The organism is Achromobacter ruhlandii (assembly GCF_002082135.1).
Lineage (GTDB): Bacteria > Pseudomonadota > Gammaproteobacteria > Burkholderiales > Burkholderiaceae_B > Achromobacter > Achromobacter ruhlandii.
In genome coordinates, this window is record NZ_CP017433.1 from 1,391,023 (window position 1) to 1,408,250 (window position 17,228).

Consider the following 17,228-nt stretch of genomic DNA (forward strand, 5'->3'; position numbering starts at 1 on the left):
ATCCCTCCGGCGCCCGGCGCCACCGCTGGCCGGCGCCGCTGGCCGGCGCCATGCTGGCCGATCCGCGCCTGGGCGAATCCGGCCCCGAACTGTTCAACCCGGCCCACTATGGCGAGCGCGCCCGGCCGGTGGACGCCGGCGGCCGCCAGGCGGCCTGGTTCGTGCAGGGGCCGGGCTGGCAGGGCGTGCTGCGGCGCTACCGGCGCGGCGGGTTGATCGCCAAGCTCAGCCGCGACACGTACCTGTGGGCGGGCGAGGCCCGCACCCGCAGCTTCCGTGAGTTCCGCCTGCTGGCCGCCATGCGCGCCCAGGGGCTGCCGGTGCCGGCTCCCCTGGCCGCGGCCTACTGGCGCCAGGGCCCGACCTACCGCGCCGCCATCGTGGTCGAGCGCATCCCGGGCGTGCGGCCGCTGGCCCAGGCGCTGGCCGAACCCCTGTGGCAGCCGGTGGCCGAGGCCATCGTGCGCATGCACCGGGCCGGCGTCTGGCACGCCGACCTGAACGCCTTCAACATCCTGATCGGCTCGGACGGCCGGGTCTGGCTGATCGATTTCGACCGCGGCACCCAGGGCGGGCTGTCCGACCGCCAGCGCCAGGGCAACCTGGAACGGCTGCGCCGCTCCCTGGTCAAGGTGGCCGGGGAGGACGGCGAGCGTTTCTGGCTCAAACTGCGCGATAGCTACTGGACCGCCTGGGGGGTTGGCGTACAGCCTTGAGGCAGGCAACGCCGCGGCCCTGATCCGGGCCCAATTGCGCCAAATTACGCTAAATCTCCCGGTAAAGTTGGGCAGGCCAGCGCTAAAAGGCTTTATGATTCCGCCTTTTGGTACTCCTGTAACTTACGGCATATCGCTGGGGGGCTGGTAATGAAACTACGGGCGGGAATGCGCTGGGCGCTGGGGACGATGCTGGTCGCGGCAGCCACGTCGGCGGCGATGGCGCAGAACAAGGTCGTCAACGTCTACAACTGGGCCGAGTACACGGCCCCGGACACGATCTCGGGTTTCGAGAAGGAAACCGGCATCAAGGTCCGTTACGACGTCTACGACAGCAACGACACGCTGCAGGCCAAGCTGCTGGCCGGCAAATCGGGTTACGACGTCGTTGTCCCGTCCACGCATTACGCTTCGCGCCAGATCGAGGCCGGCCTGTTCCAGAAGCTGGACAAGTCCAAGATCCCCAACTGGAAGTACCTGGATCCCGACGTCATGGCGCTGGTCGCCTCGGTCGATCCCGGCAACGAATACGCCATTCCGTGGGGCTACGGCACCAACGGCCTGGGCTACAACGTCACCAAGGTCAAGCAGATCATGGGCGACAACGTCGACCTGGCCAACTGGGACATGATCTTCAAGCCCGAGAACGCCGCCAAGCTCAAGGAATGCGGCATCTCGATGCTGGACGAGGCCGCGCAGGTGTTCCCGGCGGTGCTCAAGTACCTGGGCAAGGACCCCAACAGCGCCAACCCGGACGACTACAAGGCCGCGCTGGACGTGCTCAAGCAGATCCGCCCGTACATCCGCCAGTTCAGCTCGTCGGGCTACATCGACGAACTGGCCGTGGGCGACCTGTGCATGGTCTACGGCTTCTCGGGCGACGTCATGATCGCCCGCAAGCGCGCCCAGGAGGCCAAGAAACCGTATGAAGTGAACTACTTCATTCCCAAGGGCGGCGCCCCGGCCTGGTTCGACCTGATGGTCATTCCGAAGGACGCGCCGCATCCGGAAGAGGCCCTGGCGTTCATCAACTACATCGAGACGCCGCAGGTGCACGCCGCCATCACCAACACCATGTTCTACCCCAACGCCAACAAAGAGGCGCGCAAGTACGTGGTCAAGGACGTGGCCGACAACCCCATGATCTACCCGTCGCCCGAGGTCTCCAAGTCGCTGTATGTCATCAAGGCCCAGCCCTTGAACATCCAGCGCCTGCAGACGCGCATGTGGGCCGAGCTGAAGTCGGGGCGCTGAGCATCATGAGCGATAGCCGTTACTCGGCGCAGCATGCGGCCGATCCGGACGAGTTCGTCCGCGTCGCCGACGTGGTCAAGATCTTCGGCGACGTGGTCGCCGTCCGTTCCGTCAATCTCTCGGTCAAGCGCAACGAGATCTTCGCGCTGCTGGGCAGTTCCGGCAGCGGCAAGTCGACGCTGCTGCGCATGCTGGCCGGTTTCGAGGAAGCCACCTCGGGCCAGATCCTGCTCGATGGCGAGGACATCACCAGCGTGCCGCCGTACCGGCGGCCGGTCAACATGATGTTCCAGTCGTACGCGCTGTTCCCGCACATGACGGTCGAGGCCAACGTGGCCTTCGGCCTGAAGCAGGAAGGCGTGGACCGCGCCGAGATCCACGACCGCGTGTTCGAGGCGCTCGACCTGGTGCAGATGGCCGGCTATTCGCGCCGCAAGCCCAATCAGCTGTCCGGCGGCCAGCAGCAGCGCGTGGCGCTGGCGCGCAGCCTGGTCAAGCGGCCCAAGCTGCTGCTGCTGGACGAGCCGATGTCGGCGCTGGACAAGCAGATCCGCCAGAAGACCCAGATCGAGCTGGTCAAGATCCTGGAGCAGGTCGGCGTGACCTGCATCATGGTCACCCACGACCAGGAAGAGGCCATGACCATGGCGCACCGCCTGGCGGTCATGACCGAGGGCCAGATCGTCCAGTGCGGCACGCCGCAGGATGTCTACGCCTTCCCCAACTCGCGCTTCGTCGCCAGCTTCATCGGCTCGACCAACATGTTCACCGGCACCATCGTGGTCGATGAACCCGACCACGTCGCCATCGAAAGCCCCGAACTGAGCCGCCCGCTGTACGTCAGCCACGGCGTCAGCGAGCCGCTGGGCATGGACGTGCACGTCTCCATCCGCCCCGAGCGCATGGTGGTGTCGCGCGAACAGCCGACGGGCGACTACAACTGGGCCCACGGCATGGTCAGCCACATGGCCTGGATGGGCAGCTACGCGCTCTACCAGATCCGCCTGGACTCCGGCGCCATGGTCGAGGCCAGCGTGCCCAGCCTGCAACTGGCCCAACTGGACGCCCCGGGCATCGACGAAGACATCTTCGTCAGCTGGGACGCCGACAGCGCGACGGTGCTGGCGTCATGAGCCGCTTCTCGCCCCGCGACTGGCTGCCCTCGGGCCGGGCGCTGGCGGTGGTGCCGCCGTTCGCCTGGCTGGTGCTGTTCCTGCTGGTGCCGTTCCTGCTGGTGTTCAAGATCAGCTTCGCCGAGCTCAAGTTCGGCATTCCGCCGTACACCTCGCTGGCCGAATTCAAGGACGAGGCGGTGCAGTTCAGCCTGCACCTGCGCGGCTACATCCTGCTGTTCACCGACAGCCTGTACTTCGCCACCTACCTCAGCTCGGTCAAGATCGCCGCCATCACCACGCTGGCCTGTGTGCTGATCGGCTATCCCATGGCGTACTACATCGCGCGCTCGTCGCCGCGCGTGCGCAACCTGCTGCTGCTGGGCGTGATCCTGCCGTTCTGGACCTCGCTGCTGTTGCGCGTGTACGCCTGGGTCGGCATCCTGCGCAACGACGGCCTCTTGAACAACTTCCTGCAATGGCTCGGCATCATCTCCAGCCCGCTGGAGATCTACCGCACCGACCTGGCCGTGTACATCGGCATGGTCTATGCCTACCTGCCGTTCTTCATCCTGCCGCTGTACGCCACGCTGGTGAAGATGGACCTGCGCCTGCTGGAAGCCGCCTACGACCTGGGCGCCAAGCCATGGCAGGCGTTCTGGCAGATCACCGTGCCGCTGTCGCGCCAGGGCGTGATCGCCGGCGCCATGCTGGTGTTCATCCCGGCGGTCGGCGAATACGTCATCCCCGAAATGCTGGGCGGCGCCAACACGCTGATGATGGGCCGCGTCATGTGGAACGAGTTCTTCAACAATACCGATTGGCCGATGGCCTCGGCGGTGACCTGCGTGATGGTGCTGCTGTTGCTGGTGCCGCTGGCGCTGTTCCAGTACAACCAGGTCAAGCAGCAGGAACTGGCCAGCGGAGGCCGCAAATGAACGGTCCCAACAAGACCTTGCGCGCCGTGGTGCTGGGGCTGGGGTACTTCTTCCTGTACGTGCCCATCATCAGCCTGATGGTGTTCTCGTTCAATGAGTCGCCCGCCGTCACTTCCTGGACCGGTTTCTCGTTCCGCTGGTACCACTCGCTGTTCAACGACGATGCGCTGCTGCGCGCGGCCTGGCTGTCGTTCCGCATTGCCGCCATGACGGCCACCGCGGCCGTCATCATCGGCACCTGGGCCGGTTACGTGCTGGGGCGCATGGGCCGTTTCCGCGGCTTCGCGCTGTACGTCGGCATGCTGAGCGCGCCGCTGGTGATCCCCGAAGTGGTGCTGGGCATCTCGCTCCTGCTGATGTTCGTGGAACTGCGCGGCCACCTCGGCTGGCCGGCCGAGAACGGCATCTTCACCATCTGGGTCGGCCACGTGACGCTGTGCATGGCCTTCGTGGCGGTGGTGATCCAGACCCGCATCCGCGACCTCGACCGCTCGCTCGAAGAGGCCGCGCTGGACCTGGGCGCCACGCCCATCACCGTGTTCTTCAAGATCACGCTGCCGCTGATCGCGCCGGCGCTGGCCTCGGCCTGGCTGCTATCCTTCACGCTGTCGCTGGACGACGTGGTGCTGGCGTCGTTCCTGTCCGGCCCCAGCTCCAGCACGCTGCCGATGGAAGTCTTCTCGCGCGTGCGGCTGGGCCTGAAACCCGAGATCAATGCGTTGGCGACGCTGTTCATCCTGGCGGTGGGCACCTGCGTCATCCTGGCCAACCGCATGCAATGGCGCAAGGAGTCCGAACCCAAATGAAGCAAACCACCCTGTATGGCCTGACCAAGTGCAGCACCTGCGTCAAGGCGCGCGAGTGGCTCACCGCGCACGGCGTCGACCACCAGTTCATCGACTATCGCGATCATCCGGTGCCGGCGGCCACCCTGAAGGAATGGGCCGGCCAGCTCGGCGGTTGGGAAAAGCTGGTCAACCGCGCCTCGATGACCTGGCGCAACCTGCCGGACGAGCGCAAGACGGCCAGCACCGACGCCCAGTGGACCAAGCTGATCGCCGAGTTCCCGGCGCTGGTGCGCCGCCCGGTGGCGGTGACGCCCGATGGCGAGGTCGGCGTCGGCTTCAGCGAAAAGCGCTACGGCGAACGCTTCGCCTGATCCCGTGGCGGCCAGGGCCGACAAGGCATCGCGCGGCGCCGGCAAGGCGTTGCCCGATGCCTTTTTCAATCGCGATGCGCGCCAGCTGGCGCGCGAACTGCTGGGCAAGGTGGTGCGCCATCGGGTCGACGGCCTGTGGCTGTCGGCGCGCATCATCGAGACCGAGGCCTACTACCTGGAAGAAAAGGGCAGCCACGCCTCGCTCGGCTACACCCACAAGCGCCGCGCCCTGTTCATGGACGGCGGCGTGGTCTACATGTATTACGCCCGCGGCGGCGACTCGCTCAACTTCAGCGCCGGCGGTCCCGGCAATGCCGTGCTGATCAAGTCCGCCTATCCCTGGGTCGACGCCCTGTCCGGTCCCGACGCGCTGGCCCGCATGCAGGCCCTGAACCCCGACGCCCAGGGGCGGCCGCGGCCGCCGGGCCGGCTGTGCGCCGGCCAGACGTTGCTGTGCCGCGCGCTGGGTCTGAAAGTGCCGGACTGGGACGCGCGACGCTTCGATCCCGAGGCGCTGTACGTCGAGGACGTGGGCGAGTCGCCCCAGGTGCTCATCAGCACTACCCGGCTGGGCATTCCCGCCGGACGCGACGAACACCTGGAATACCGTTACGTCGATCCGGCCTACGCGGCGTGGTGCACCCGCGATCCCCTGCGCCGCGGGCAGGTGGCGGGGCGCGATTATCACTGGGTGGACCGCCAGGGAGCGCCGCTCAAGCGGACGCCCTGAGGAAGCGATTCAGGTCAGGTCTTGGGGTCGTCGGCCCGATTCGCCGCCCTGAGCGCCGCTTCGCGGGCGCGCCGGGCCATGGCGGCCCGCATGTCGGCGTACTTGCGCTGGATGCGCTTGCGGTTCAGGCGCTTGCTCCAGGCGTATACCGGCACCAGCGGCAGCACGCCGAAGCCGTCGATCAGGAACAGTCCCGACTTGCCGTCGGCATTCAGGCCACAGGCGATGTTGCTGGGCGACAGGTCGTGCAGCACCACGTGGGCGTCGGCCAGGTCCTCGACGAATTCGTCCAGTTGTGCCGACAAGGTGTCGTTCATCTTGCCCTGGCGTGCCAGGTCCGCCACCGTGGGCGCGATGTTGCCGGCCTCGTCCGTGATCTTCTCGACCAGCAGGCCCAGGCCCAGCGAGGTCTGCGCCACGCCCAGGATGCGCGCCATCGGCACCTGCCACACGCCCGACGGGCGCGTGGTGGTGGTGACGTATTCGGTGATTTCGTTCAGATAGACGCGGTATGCGCTTTCGCGCTGGTACTGCTTGTACCAGCGCTTGAACGGACGGGTTTCCAGGTAGACGGCGCGCGCCTGCATGTCCATGACCTTGACCAGCAGGGAGGGGGCATGGGGGTGCTGGAAGATGTGGCGATCGCCGCCGATCGCGACCGGCGTCTCGTCATCGAGATCCAAGGGGCCGAAGACCGAGTCGAAGGCTACGGGGGGCGGACAGAACGTTGGGAGATCAGCTGTATTCAACTGTTTTTAAGGTTATAGGTAAGTTGTTAACAGTTTAATGCCGTTGCTTGCTTTTCGCCTTTAAAGCGGCCGGGAAGTCGTTTCCGATGACTACCGGGGCCGGATCACAGTCCTATAATTTCAGGCGCCCGGCGTGGGCGCGCGGCGTTTTGAAGGGGCCACTTTGTCGAATGATGTCTTGCTTTGGGTTGCCGCCGGCGGCGCGGTGCTGGCCTGCCTGATCGCCTTGCTGGCGTGGCTGTCGCGGCCGGCGCGCGACGACCGGCTCGATGCGTTGCTGGAAGGCCTGGAGCGCACCGAACGGGCCCTGCGCGCCGACATGGCGGAAAGCCAGCGCGGCCTGCGCGCCGAGTTCGCCGAATCCACTCGCGGTCTGCGGCAGGAACTGGCCCAGTCGCACGGCGACCTGCGCGCCGCCCTGACGCGCGATGCGCAGGCGGCGCGGGCCGAGTCGGCCGAGTCGCTGGCGCGTTTCGCGGCCGGTTTCGGTGAACAGCTGCAGGGCCTGATCCAGATCAACGAGCGGCGCCTGATGGAGGTTCGAACCACGGTCGATCAGCGCCTGCAAGCGTTGCAGAATGACAACAGCGCCAAGCTCGACGACATGCGCCGCACCGTCGACGAAAAGCTCCACGCCACGCTCGAGCAGCGCCTGGGCGAATCCTTCAAGCAGGTATCGGACCGCCTCGAAGCCGTCCACAAGGGCCTGGGCGAGATGCAGGCGCTGGCCGCCGGCGTGGGCGACCTCAAGCGTGTGCTGACCAACGTCAAGTCGCGCGGCACCTGGGGCGAAGTGCAGCTGGCGCGGCTGATCGAAGACAACATGACCCCCGAGCAGTACGCCGCCAACATCAAGCCGGTGCCGGGCAGCGACGCGGTGGTCGAGTTCGCCATCCGCCTGCCGGGGCGGGGCGATGGCGGCGCGCCGGTCTGGCTGCCGATCGACGCCAAGTTTCCCAAGGAGGAATACGAGCGCCTGATGGATGCGCAGGAAGCCGCCGACGCCGAGGGCGTGAAGGCGGCCGGCGCCGCGCTGGGCAAGGCGGTCGAACTGCAGGCGCGGCTGATCGCCAACAAGTACGTGGCGCCACCGCACACCACCGATTTCGCCATCATGTTCCTGCCGACCGAAAGCCTGTATGCCGAAGTGCTGCGGCGTCCGGGGTTGCTGGACCGCCTGCACGACCTGCGCATCAACGTGGCCGGTCCCAGCAACCTGGCGGCGCTGCTCAACAGCCTGCAGATGGGCTTTCGCACGCTGGCCATCGAACAGCGCTCGTCCGAGGTCTGGCAGGTGCTGCGCGCGGTCAAGACCGAGTTCGGCAAGTTCGGCGACGCGCTGGCCGGCGTCAAGAAAACGCTGGACACCGCCAGCAGCAAGATCGGCCAGACCGAGGTGCGCACGCGCGCCATGCTGCGCAACCTGAAAAGCGTCGAGGCCTTGCCCGAGGCCGAGGCGCTGCGCCTGCTGGGCGCCGAGGGCGTGGCGGTCGACGATGGCGCGGACGATCCGGCCGCCAGCGAGACGCCCGCCGCGTCCGGTTCCGGCCCCTGATCCGCGCGCGGGCCGCCGCGTCCGGCTTGTGACCCGGCCACTCTGTCGATATCCTCGTACTTGCGGCATTCCGCCGTCGATATCTGGAGCATCGTAAGCATGGGCACGGCTGACCGAGTTGATTCCTCTTCCTTCGACGCGATGGCGCTGGGCGCCGATATCGCCCAGGGAGCCACGACGGCGCTTGCCGCGATGCAGCAGGCGGTGGAACGGGTGGCGGCGCGCAACCCGTCGATCAACGCGGCCTGCGGCGTGCGTGCCGAACTCGGCCTGGACCTGGCGCGCGCGCTCGACGATGAACTGGCGACCCTGTCTTCCGCACAACGCCTGGCGCTGCTGCGCGAACGTCCGTTTCTGGGCGTGCCGACGCTGCTGAAGGACCTGGGCACCGCCGCGCTGGGGCTGCCCAGCGCCATGGGCTCGGTGCTGTACGGCCAGGTGGAATGGAGCGTCGATGCCGAGATCGTCAAGCGCTACCGCCGCGCCGGCCTGATCCCGTTCGGCCGCAGCACCAGCGCCGAACTGGGCCTGAGCCCCACCAGCGAATCCCCCGTCTACGGCGCGCCCACCCAGAACCCCTGGAAGGCCGGGCACAGCGCTGGCGGCTCCAGCGGCGGCGCGGGCGCGGCGCTGGCCAGCGGCATGGTGCGCATCGCCCACGGCAGCGACGGCGGCGGTTCGATCCGCATCCCGGCCTCGTGCTGCGGCGTGCTGGGCCTGAAGCCCTCGCGCGGCATGATGCCGCTGGGCCCGCTCAAGGGCGAGGGCTGGGGCGGCCTGGCCACCGAACACATGATGACGCTGTCGGTGCGCGACTGCGCGGCGGCGCTGGATATCAGCGCCGGCGCCGACGTTGGCGCGCCCTATGCGGCGCCGGCCAGGCCGGGCGAATCCTATCGCGACATCGTGGCGCGGGTGTCGGCCGATCCGCGCTCATCGCCGCGTCGCCGCATTGCCTATATCAACACCACCTACGAAGGCGAGCCGATCCATCCCGAGGTCGCGGCGGCGGTCGACGAGGCCGCGCGCCTGTTCGCCGGCCTGGGCCACGAACTGGTGCTGGCCGCGCCGCCGGTGGGTTCCGAGGAAGTGCTGTCGCCGATGCTGCCGCTGATCGCCAGCGCCGCCGCCAATGCCATCGACAGCTTCGTCGGCGCGCGCAATCGTCGCCTTGCCGCGGACGAATTGCAGCCGACCACGCTGGGCGCGCGCGAGTACGCCCGCGCGATTTCCGGCGCGCAGTACGTGGCTTGCGTCGATACCTGCCACGAGATCACGCGCCGCATTGGCCGCTTCCTGCATCGCGAGGGCACGCAGGGCCACGACCTGTTCCTGTCGCCGGTGCTGGCGCAACCGCCGGCGCCCATCGGCCGCTATGCGATGGACAACGCCGATTACCTGGCCTATCGCCTGGGCAAGAAGGGCGTGATCGGCTATTCGCCGTTCGCGCCCCTGGCCAACCTGACGGGCATGCCCGCCATTTCCATTCCGTTCGGCCTGTCGGCCGACGGCCTGCCGATCGGCATCCTGGTCATGGGCCCGCTGGGCAGCGAGGCCTGGCTGCTGGAACTGGCCGCCCAGGTCGAGGCCCTGCGGCCCTGGCAGCGGGTGGCGCCCATCGCCAGATAGGCCAGCGGGCGGGGCGCGCCGAGGTGCACGGCGCATCAACGAAGAGGAGCCAGCATGCCGTCGTTCGTGACCCACACCGTACTCAACCAGGTCCCGCCCCTGGAGGACTATTCGCTGTTCGAGACCGACCCGGCGTTGCGCGAGGCGGCGGTCCGCGAGGGCGCCGGCGCCTGGCTCGGCGACCTCGGCGCCCATGGGGCCTGGCTCGGCCGCGCCCAGACCCTGGCCGCCGGCGTCGACGCCAACCGCTATCCGCCGCGGCTGCAGGCCTATGACCGGACCGGCCATCGCATCGACCACGTCGATTTCCATCCCGCCTGGCAATTGTTGATGAGCGGCATCGTGGCACGCGGCCTGCACAGCCGCGCCTGGGCCCAGCCGGTGCCGGGCGCGCAGGTGGCGCGTGCGGCGGCCTACCTGATGCAGGGCCAGGTCGAGGCCGGCACGCTGTGTCCCACCACCATGACCTTTGCCGCCGTGCCTTTGCTGCAACGCGAGCCGGCGGGCGTGATCGACTACACCGGCGACTGGCTGCCCGCGCTCTATTCGCGCGAATTCGATGGCGCCGACGCGCCGCTGGCCGGCAAGCGCGGCGCGCTGATCGGCATGGGCCTGACCGAGAAGCAGGGCGGCTCCGACCTGCGCGCGGTCACGACACGCGCCGCGCCGCTGGGCGCGATCGGGCGCGGTTGCGCCTATTCGCTGGTGGGCCACAAATGGTTCTTCTCGGTGCCGCAGGCCGACGCCCATCTGGTGCTGGCGCAGACCGACGAGGGCCTTAGCTGCTTTCTGGTGCCGCGCTGGATTCCGGATGGTCCGCGCAACGCGGTCCGCATCCGGCGCCTGAAGGACAAGCTGGGCAATCACAGCAATGCCAGCGCCGAAGTCGAGTTCGAGGACGCGTGGGGCGTCATGGTCGGCGAACCCGGGCGCGGCCTGGCGGTGCTGCTGGAGATGGCCGCCACCACCCGCCTCGATTGCGTGCTGGGCAGCGCCGCGTTGCTGCGCCAGGCCCTGGTGCAGTCGCTGCACCATGCCTGCCACCGCCAGGCTTTCGGCAAGCCGTTGCTGGCGCAGCCGCTGATGCGCAATGTGCTGGGCGACCTCGCGCTGGAGTCGGAAGCCGCCCAGGCGCTGGGGCTGCGCCTGGCGCGCGCGGTGGACGAGCGCGGCGACGCCGGCGCGCGCGCCCTGGCGCGGGTCGGCACGCCGGCCGCCAAGCTGTGGGTCTGCAAGCGCGCGATCGCGGCGGTGGCCGAATGCATGGAGGCCTGGGGCGGCAACGGCTATGTTGAAGAAGGCCCGATGCCGCGCCTGTACCGCGAAACGCCGGTCAATTCGATTTGGGAGGGCTCGGGCAACGTCATGGCGCTGGACGTGCTGCGCGCGCTGCAACGCGAGCCCGAGGCGCTGCCGGCGCTGGAAGGCGAATTCGCGCCCGCCAGCGGCCGCTACCCGGAATTCGATGCGGCGCTGGCGCGCTGGCGCGCGCTGCTGGCCGATGCGGGCCAGGCCGAGTTCCAGGCCCGTCGCATTGCCTGCGGCCTGGCGCGCCTGTGGCAGGCGGCGCTGCTGATCCGGCACGCGCCCGAGCCGGTGGCGCAAGGCTTTGTCCACAGCCGGCTGGGCGCGGCGGGCGGCGTGTTCGGCGAGCTGGCGGCCGGCGCCGACGTGGCGGCGGTGCTGGCGCGGGCCTGGCCGGCCGCGGCCGCATGCTAAATTTCCCGGCTTCACCCACCTTTTTTGCGCACTCCGCCATGCTCTCGCAACAAGAACTCAAGCAACAAGCCGCCGACGCGGCCCTGGAACTGGTTGAACAGGTCGCCGGACCCGATGTCATCATCGGCGTCGGCACCGGTTCCACGGCCGATCTCTTCATCGACGGCCTGGCGCGTTTCAAGGGGCGCATCGCTGGCACCGTGGCCAGTTCCGAGCGCAGCGCCGCGCGCCTGGCCGGCCATGGCCTGAAGGTGCTGGACCTGAACGACGTGACGTCGATGCCGATCTACGTCGACGGCGCCGACGAGATCGACGCCAACCTGCACATGATCAAGGGCGGCGGCGGCGCGCTGACGCGCGAGAAGATCGTGGCTTCGGTGGCCGACCGCTTCATCTGCATTGCCGACGAATCCAAGCTGGTCGATGTCATGGGCAAGTTCCCGCTGCCGATCGAGGTCATCCCGATGGCGCGTGAAGCGGTGGCCCGCGCCATGACGGCCATGGGCGGCCAGCCGCGCTTGCGCGAAGGCTTCGTGACCGACAACGGCAACATCATCCTGGACGTCTCCGGCCTGTCGATCACCGACGCCACCGGCCTGGAAGCCCGCATCAACAACCTGCCGGGCGTGGTCACCTGCGGCCTGTTCGCCATCGCCGGCGCCGACGTGGCGCTGCTGGCCACCCAGGGCGGCATCCGCCGCCTCGATCGCCGCGCCTGAGTGCGTCCAGGGGCCGGATCGCGCGCGCTTGCGGGCGCTCCGGCCGCGATTCATAATCCTGTCACACTTGGGTCATAACCTTGCCGGTTGTGCAGGCCCATACTTGATTGAAACGCTTTCATATCGGGGCAATGCAATGAGACCAACCACGCAGGGAGCCCGGATGACGGAGCATACAAACAAGCAGTTCGACGCTGATCTGGAAAGCGTCCGTTCGCAATTCTTGCAAATGGGCGGCGTGGTCGAGGCCATGATCCAGGAGGCCATCGACGCGCTGGCCAGCGGCGACCTGACGCTGGTTGAAAAGGTGCGCGAGCGCGAAAAGGAAGTCAATCGCCACGAAGTGGAGATCGACGAAAGCATCAGCCGCATCCTCGCCCGCCACCAGCCCACCGCCATCGACCTGCGCATGCTGATGGCCGTGTCGAAGATGCTGACCGACATGGAACGCTCCGGCGACGAGGCCGAGAAAGTGGCCACGGTGGCGCGTCGTATCCACGAATCGGAAGTCCGTCACATCCCGGTGATCGAGCTGCGCCACATGGCCTCGAACGTGCGCACCATGCTGCACCAGGCGCTGGACGCCTTCGCCCGTCTCGATCCCATCCTGGCTGCCGCCGTCGTGCGCAGCGACAAGGAAGTGGACAAGGAATGGAAGGGGGCGCTGCGCCACCTGATCACCTACATGATCGAAGATCCGCGCACGATCTCGCGCGCCATCGACATGATCTTCATCGCCCGCGCGCTCGAACGCATCGGCGACCATGCCAAGAACATGTCCGAACGCGTGATCTACATGGTCAAGGGCGCCGACGTGCGCCACACCGGCGTCAAGAACACCGAGCGCCTGGCGCGCGGCGAAGAAGACACCCCCGAACAGGACGACTGATCGCCGCGGCCGCCCGGTCGCCCGCCGTCAGGCAACAAAAAAACCCCAAGACGCCTCGGCGCTTGGGGTTTTTCGTTGCGCGTGCGCCTACAGCGGCAGTTCGGCGCCCTGGCACAGCCGCGGATCCGGCACGCCGGACTTGCCCGCGTTGATGCGGCCAGCCAGGCGACGGCCGAAGGCCGGCAAGCCTTGGGCGCCGACCTCCAGGTCGTACCAGCCCTCGCAGCCGGCGTACTTCAGTTCCAGCGCGCCACCGGCCTGCACGTGGGCCATGGCGCGCCAGCCATCGCCCATGCGCGATTCGACCTGCACGGGCAGGGGCGTGTCGCCGTGGTTGACGAGCCGCAGGCGCACGCCCGAGCTTACCGGCACCAGTTGCGCCTCCAGCAGGCCGGCATCCCGCGCGTCGCCACGAAAACGCCGATGAAAGCCGTCCGGGCCGAGCAGCCACAGGTCGTAGGCGCCCTCGGCATCCAGGCGCCAGCCGTCGTCCAGCCGCGCGCCGGCGCCGATGGTGTAGCGGCGCGGGGCGCGCTCGAGCGCGAGGCGGTCGTACACATGCAGCACCGCGCCCACGGTGCCGGGGTTGCGGAAGGTCAGGCGGTAGTGTTCACCGTCGGCGGTCATGCGGCCCACGGCCTCCAGCGCATAGGGCAGGGCGCAGGCGTGGCGCACGCTGTCGGCGTGCAGCGCGGCGCGGTCGCCGGCGAAATCGAAGGCCGAGGTCAGGTCGCCGGCCACGGCGCGGCGCCAGGCGCTGATGTTGGGTTCGGCCACGCCGAAGCGGGCTTCGAGAAAGCGGATCACCGAGGTGTGGTCGAACACCTGCGAATTGACCCATCCGCCTCGACTCCAGGGGGATACCACCAGCATCGGCACGCGCGGACCCATGCCGAAGGCGCGACCATGCAGCGCCGGGGGATCGTCCGGCGTGGCCGCGCTGGGACCGTGGCGCGTGTCGTGGTATTCACCGTCCAGTTCTACGGTGGACAGGCCGCCCGAGCGGCCATCGGCGTCGCGCGCCGGGGGGGCGGGCGGCGGCATGTGGTCGAAAAAGCAGTCGTTCTCGTCGTAGGTGACCAGGAACACGCAGCCGCTCCAGACGGCCGGGTTGCGCGTCAGGATATCGAGCACGCGTTCGGTGTAGGCGCCGCCCTGGCGCGGCGACGAGACCTCGGGATGTTCGGAGTCGGCGGCGGGGGCGATGATCCAGGAGACCTGCGGCAGCGCGCCCTGTTCCACATCGCGCGCCAGGTCGTCCAGGGTGCGGGTGGACAGGCCCCGGTCGCGCAGCGGCGCGTCGGCGCCGCCGGCATCGTGCTGGCGGCGGTACTGGCGGAAGCCGGCGAGCGGATTGTCGTGGAAGTTGTCCGCCATGTCCTGGTAGATGCGCCAGTCGATGCCGGCGGCCTGCAGGCGTTCCGGGTAGGTAGTCCAGCCGTAGCCCTGGTCGGCCGGCCCGAGGCGGTCGAAAGTGTTGACCAATGCCGGGCCGCCCGCGCGGCCCAGCGGGTCGTTGGTGCCGGTCCACAGGAACAGCCGGTTCGGATTGGTGCCTGCCTGGATCGAGCAGTGGTAGGCGTCGCACAGCGTGAAGGCGTTGGCCAGCGCCGTCTGGAATGGCACCTCGGCCGGGCGGTAGGCGCCCATGCCGAGGCGGCGCTTGGCGACCAGCCATTGGTCCATGCGGCCATCGTTCCAGGCGCGCTGGGCGTCGTCCCAGGTATGCGGGGTGATGTAGCCCACGGGCGTGTCGCTGGCGTACTCGCCCTGCAGCGCATAGGGCCGCGCGCGCTCGGCGCCGTCGGCTTGTGTCAGGACGTCGCCGGCCTTGGTGGGCGCCGGATGCGGGTCGGCAAAGCCGCGCACCCCCGCCAGGCCGCCGAAATAGTGGTCGAAGGACCGGTTTTCCTGCATCAGGATGACGACATGGCGCACGTCGTTGAGCGTGCCGTGCTTGCGATCGGGGGCAACCGCCAGCGCGCGCCGGATGGTCCGGGGCAGGTCGGAGGAAGAGGCGGAACTCGGATCTTCTTTCATGACAGCGTTAATACGGCCAGCAATGACGGAATCTTAAGCCAGGCCCGGGCGGCGCCACGGCGGCCGGCCAGAAGCAAGAAGCCCCTCGCGGACGAGGGGCTTCGCAGGCGTGCCGCGCATGGCGGCGCGGCGGCATCAGGCCGAGGGCGGAACGTAGCCCTGGGCTTCGACGCTGCCGTCCTCGAACAGGAAGCGTTCCATCTGCTGTTGCAGGTACTTGCGGGCGCGGGCGTCGGCCAGGTTCAGGCGGTTTTCGTTGACCAGGCGGGTCTGCACCTGCTTCCACTCTTCCCAAGCTTCCTTGGAAATGCTCTGCCAGATGCGGGTGCCGAGTTCGCCGGGGTAGGGCGGAAAATCGAGCCCTTCGGCTTCACGCTTCAATTTCACACAGTTGACGGTACGGGCCATGGTTCGCTGCCGGAAAGAATGGGTAATGCGTCATTTTAGCGGGCTTGGCGCCACAAGGCCGCCAAGCCCCTGCGGGCACTGCGGGTAGGGTCCCCCAAAAGCCGCGGGGGCGGGCCCGCGTCACAGCTTCTTGATGAACACCAGGCTGTTGCGCGAGCGGTTGTAGTTGTTCTGCTTTTCGCGCGGCAGGTCGGTGATGCCGCCCTGCACGAAGCCGCGCTTCATGAACCAGTGCGAAGTGCGGGTGGTCAGCACGAACAGCCGCTTGGCGCCGCTGGCGCGGGCGCGCGATTCCATGTGGCGCAGCAGGATCTCGCCCTCGCCGGACCCCTGCCATTCGGGGTGCACGATCAGGCAGGCCATCTCGGCCATGTGATCCTCGGGGAAGTTGTGCAGCGTGGCGCAACCGTAGATCACGCCGTCGTGCTCGAGCACGGTGAAGTTTTCGACGTCGCGCTCGATCACGCTGCGCGGGCGCGGCACCAGCGTGCCGTCGGCTTCCAGCGGCTCGATCAGGCTGAGGATGGCGCCGACGTCATCCAGCGTGGCCGGGCGCAGGTCGTCCAGCGTGTCTTCGACCACCATGGTGCCGACGCCATCGTGGGTGAAGATTTCCAGCAGCACGCTGCCGTCCAGCGAGAACGGCACCAGGTGGGCGCGGGCCACGCCGCGCTTGACCGCCAGCGACGCGTATTGCAGGTAGGCGCCGGTTTCCTCGTCCAGCGAGCCGGCCGCCAGCAGCGCGTCGGCGTCGACCCGGGCCAGCTCGGTGTCGACCGAGCCGTCTTCGTTCAGCACGCCCTGTTCGCTGGACAGGAAGATCAGCTTTTCGGCGCGCAGCGCCACCGCCACGCTGGTGGCCAGGTCTTCCATGGCCAGGTTGAAGGCGTCACCGGTGGGCGAGAAACCCAGCGGCGACAGCAGCACCACCGACGAACCCTTCTCGATGGCGAACTTGAGCGCGTCGACGTCGATCTTGCGCACCTGGCCGGTGTGCTTGTAGTCCACCCCGTCGAGCACGCCGGTGGGGCGGGCGGTGACGAAATTGCCCGAGATGACACGGATGTGCGCGTGCGACATCGGCGTGTTGGGCAGGCCCTGGCTGAAGGCGGCCTCGATGTCCAGGCGGATCTCGCCGGCGGCTTCCTTGGCGCATTCCAGCGCGGCGGCGTCGGTGGGCGCCAGGCCGCGGTCGAATTGCTGGGTGAAGCCCTTCAGGCGCAATTGTTCATTGACCTGGGGGCGCGAGCCGTGCACCAGCACCAGGCGGATGCCCAGCGACGACAGCAGCGACAGGTCCTGCACCAGCGCGTTCAGCGCCCCGGCCTGCACCAACTCACCGCCAAACGCCACCACGAAGGTCTTGCCTCGGAACGCATGCACGTAGGGCGCGACGTCTCGGAACCATCGGACGAACTGGGCAGGGGCGAATTCGGGGGCTTCAAGGGCGGAGACGGTGTCTGGTTCCAGGTCGGGCATGATGGGTGGGGCAATTCCTGAGAGTGGCAACAACGCGGCCCGGGGGCCGCGTCAACGCGCCGTCACGGGACGGCGTGGCGAAATTATATGGCCGCGCGGCGTTTATATAATAGGCAGCTAACCGGACAAATC

16 protein-coding genes are annotated in these 17,228 nt (G+C 68.2%); 12 read left to right on the forward strand and 4 right to left on the reverse strand.

Features of this window, described 5'->3' with window-relative positions; genetic code table 11:
* The first annotated feature begins 50 nt into the window (after positions 1–50).
* The 7 genes from AruCF_RS06335 (at position 51) to AruCF_RS06365 (ending at position 5,909) form a co-directional block, all read left to right on the forward strand.
* The gene (locus AruCF_RS06335; RefSeq protein ID WP_232732924.1) at positions 51–716 is read left to right on the forward strand and encodes a 3-deoxy-D-manno-octulosonic acid kinase; all 666 of its coding nucleotides are present in this window, start codon (positions 51–53) and stop codon (positions 714–716) included.
* Positions 717–866: 150 nt separating this feature from the next.
* Positions 867–1,970: a polyamine ABC transporter substrate-binding protein gene (locus AruCF_RS06340; RefSeq protein WP_049072626.1), complete on the forward strand. Its 1,104-nt coding sequence runs from the start codon at positions 867–869 to the stop codon at positions 1,968–1,970.
* A 5-nt stretch (positions 1,971–1,975) separates the two neighbouring features.
* A complete protein-coding gene (locus AruCF_RS06345; protein WP_049072627.1) occupies positions 1,976–3,103 on the forward strand; it encodes an ABC transporter ATP-binding protein in 1,128 nt (375 codons plus the stop codon).
* A complete protein-coding gene (locus AruCF_RS06350) occupies positions 3,100–4,020 on the forward strand; it encodes an ABC transporter permease subunit (RefSeq protein WP_049072628.1) in 921 nt (306 codons plus the stop codon). Before AruCF_RS06345 ends, AruCF_RS06350 begins: the two co-directional genes overlap by 4 nt.
* Positions 4,017–4,826, forward strand: coding sequence for an ABC transporter permease subunit (locus AruCF_RS06355; RefSeq protein WP_006384055.1), 810 nt, complete (start codon positions 4,017–4,019; stop codon positions 4,824–4,826). Before AruCF_RS06350 ends, AruCF_RS06355 begins: the two co-directional genes overlap by 4 nt.
* Entirely contained in the window at positions 4,823–5,179 is a 357-nt protein-coding gene (locus AruCF_RS06360; protein WP_049072630.1) for a Spx/MgsR family RNA polymerase-binding regulatory protein, read from the forward strand. The genes AruCF_RS06355 and AruCF_RS06360 overlap by 4 nt, the downstream gene beginning before the upstream one ends.
* Positions 5,180–5,228: 49 nt before the next feature.
* Complete coding sequence (locus tag AruCF_RS06365; protein ID WP_235432797.1) at positions 5,229–5,909, forward strand: DNA-3-methyladenine glycosylase; 681 nt, start codon at positions 5,229–5,231, stop codon at positions 5,907–5,909.
* Positions 5,910–5,923: 14 nt separating this feature from the next.
* Here AruCF_RS06365 and AruCF_RS06370 read toward each other — a convergent pair whose 3' ends face one another.
* Positions 5,924–6,658, reverse strand: a complete 735-nt coding sequence (locus AruCF_RS06370) for a PhoP regulatory network YrbL family protein (protein WP_049072634.1) — start codon at positions 6,656–6,658, stop codon at positions 5,924–5,926.
* Positions 6,659–6,836: 178 nt separating this feature from the next.
* On the opposite strand from AruCF_RS06370, the gene AruCF_RS06375 reads away from it, so the two are divergent.
* The 5 genes from AruCF_RS06375 (at position 6,837) to phoU (ending at position 13,169) form a co-directional block, all read left to right on the forward strand.
* On the forward strand, positions 6,837–8,213 hold the full coding sequence (locus tag AruCF_RS06375) for a DNA recombination protein RmuC (protein WP_372364180.1): 1,377 nt from the start codon (positions 6,837–6,839) through the stop codon (positions 8,211–8,213).
* A gap of 99 nt (positions 8,214–8,312) precedes the next feature.
* Positions 8,313–9,842, forward strand: a complete 1,530-nt coding sequence (locus tag AruCF_RS06380; protein WP_049072636.1) for an amidase — start codon at positions 8,313–8,315, stop codon at positions 9,840–9,842.
* Between the two features lie 54 nt (positions 9,843–9,896).
* Positions 9,897–11,561, forward strand: a complete 1,665-nt coding sequence (locus AruCF_RS06385) for an isovaleryl-CoA dehydrogenase (protein ID WP_049072637.1) — start codon at positions 9,897–9,899, stop codon at positions 11,559–11,561.
* 38 nt (positions 11,562–11,599) lie between these two features.
* Positions 11,600–12,280 (forward strand): ribose-5-phosphate isomerase RpiA, encoded by a 681-nt coding sequence (rpiA, locus tag AruCF_RS06390; protein ID WP_049072638.1) that lies wholly within the window; start codon positions 11,600–11,602, stop codon positions 12,278–12,280.
* 163 nt (positions 12,281–12,443) lie between these two features.
* The gene (gene phoU / locus AruCF_RS06395) at positions 12,444–13,169 is read left to right on the forward strand and encodes a phosphate signaling complex protein PhoU (RefSeq protein ID WP_049072639.1); all 726 of its coding nucleotides are present in this window, start codon (positions 12,444–12,446) and stop codon (positions 13,167–13,169) included.
* An 87-nt stretch (positions 13,170–13,256) separates the two neighbouring features.
* Here phoU and AruCF_RS06400 read toward each other — a convergent pair whose 3' ends face one another.
* The 3 genes from AruCF_RS06400 to argA all read right to left on the reverse strand — a co-directional run bounded on the left by AruCF_RS06400 (position 13,257) and on the right by argA (position 17,096).
* Entirely contained in the window at positions 13,257–15,209 is a 1,953-nt protein-coding gene (locus AruCF_RS06400) for a phosphocholine-specific phospholipase C (RefSeq protein ID WP_049072640.1), read from the reverse strand.
* A gap of 135 nt (positions 15,210–15,344) precedes the next feature.
* Complete coding sequence (locus tag AruCF_RS06405; RefSeq protein ID WP_006384045.1) at positions 15,345–15,617, reverse strand: oxidative damage protection protein; 273 nt, start codon at positions 15,615–15,617, stop codon at positions 15,345–15,347.
* 120 nt (positions 15,618–15,737) lie between these two features.
* The gene (gene argA / locus AruCF_RS06410; protein WP_049072641.1) at positions 15,738–17,096 is read right to left on the reverse strand and encodes an amino-acid N-acetyltransferase; all 1,359 of its coding nucleotides are present in this window, start codon (positions 17,094–17,096) and stop codon (positions 15,738–15,740) included.
* Positions 17,097–17,228 lie beyond the last annotated feature (132 nt).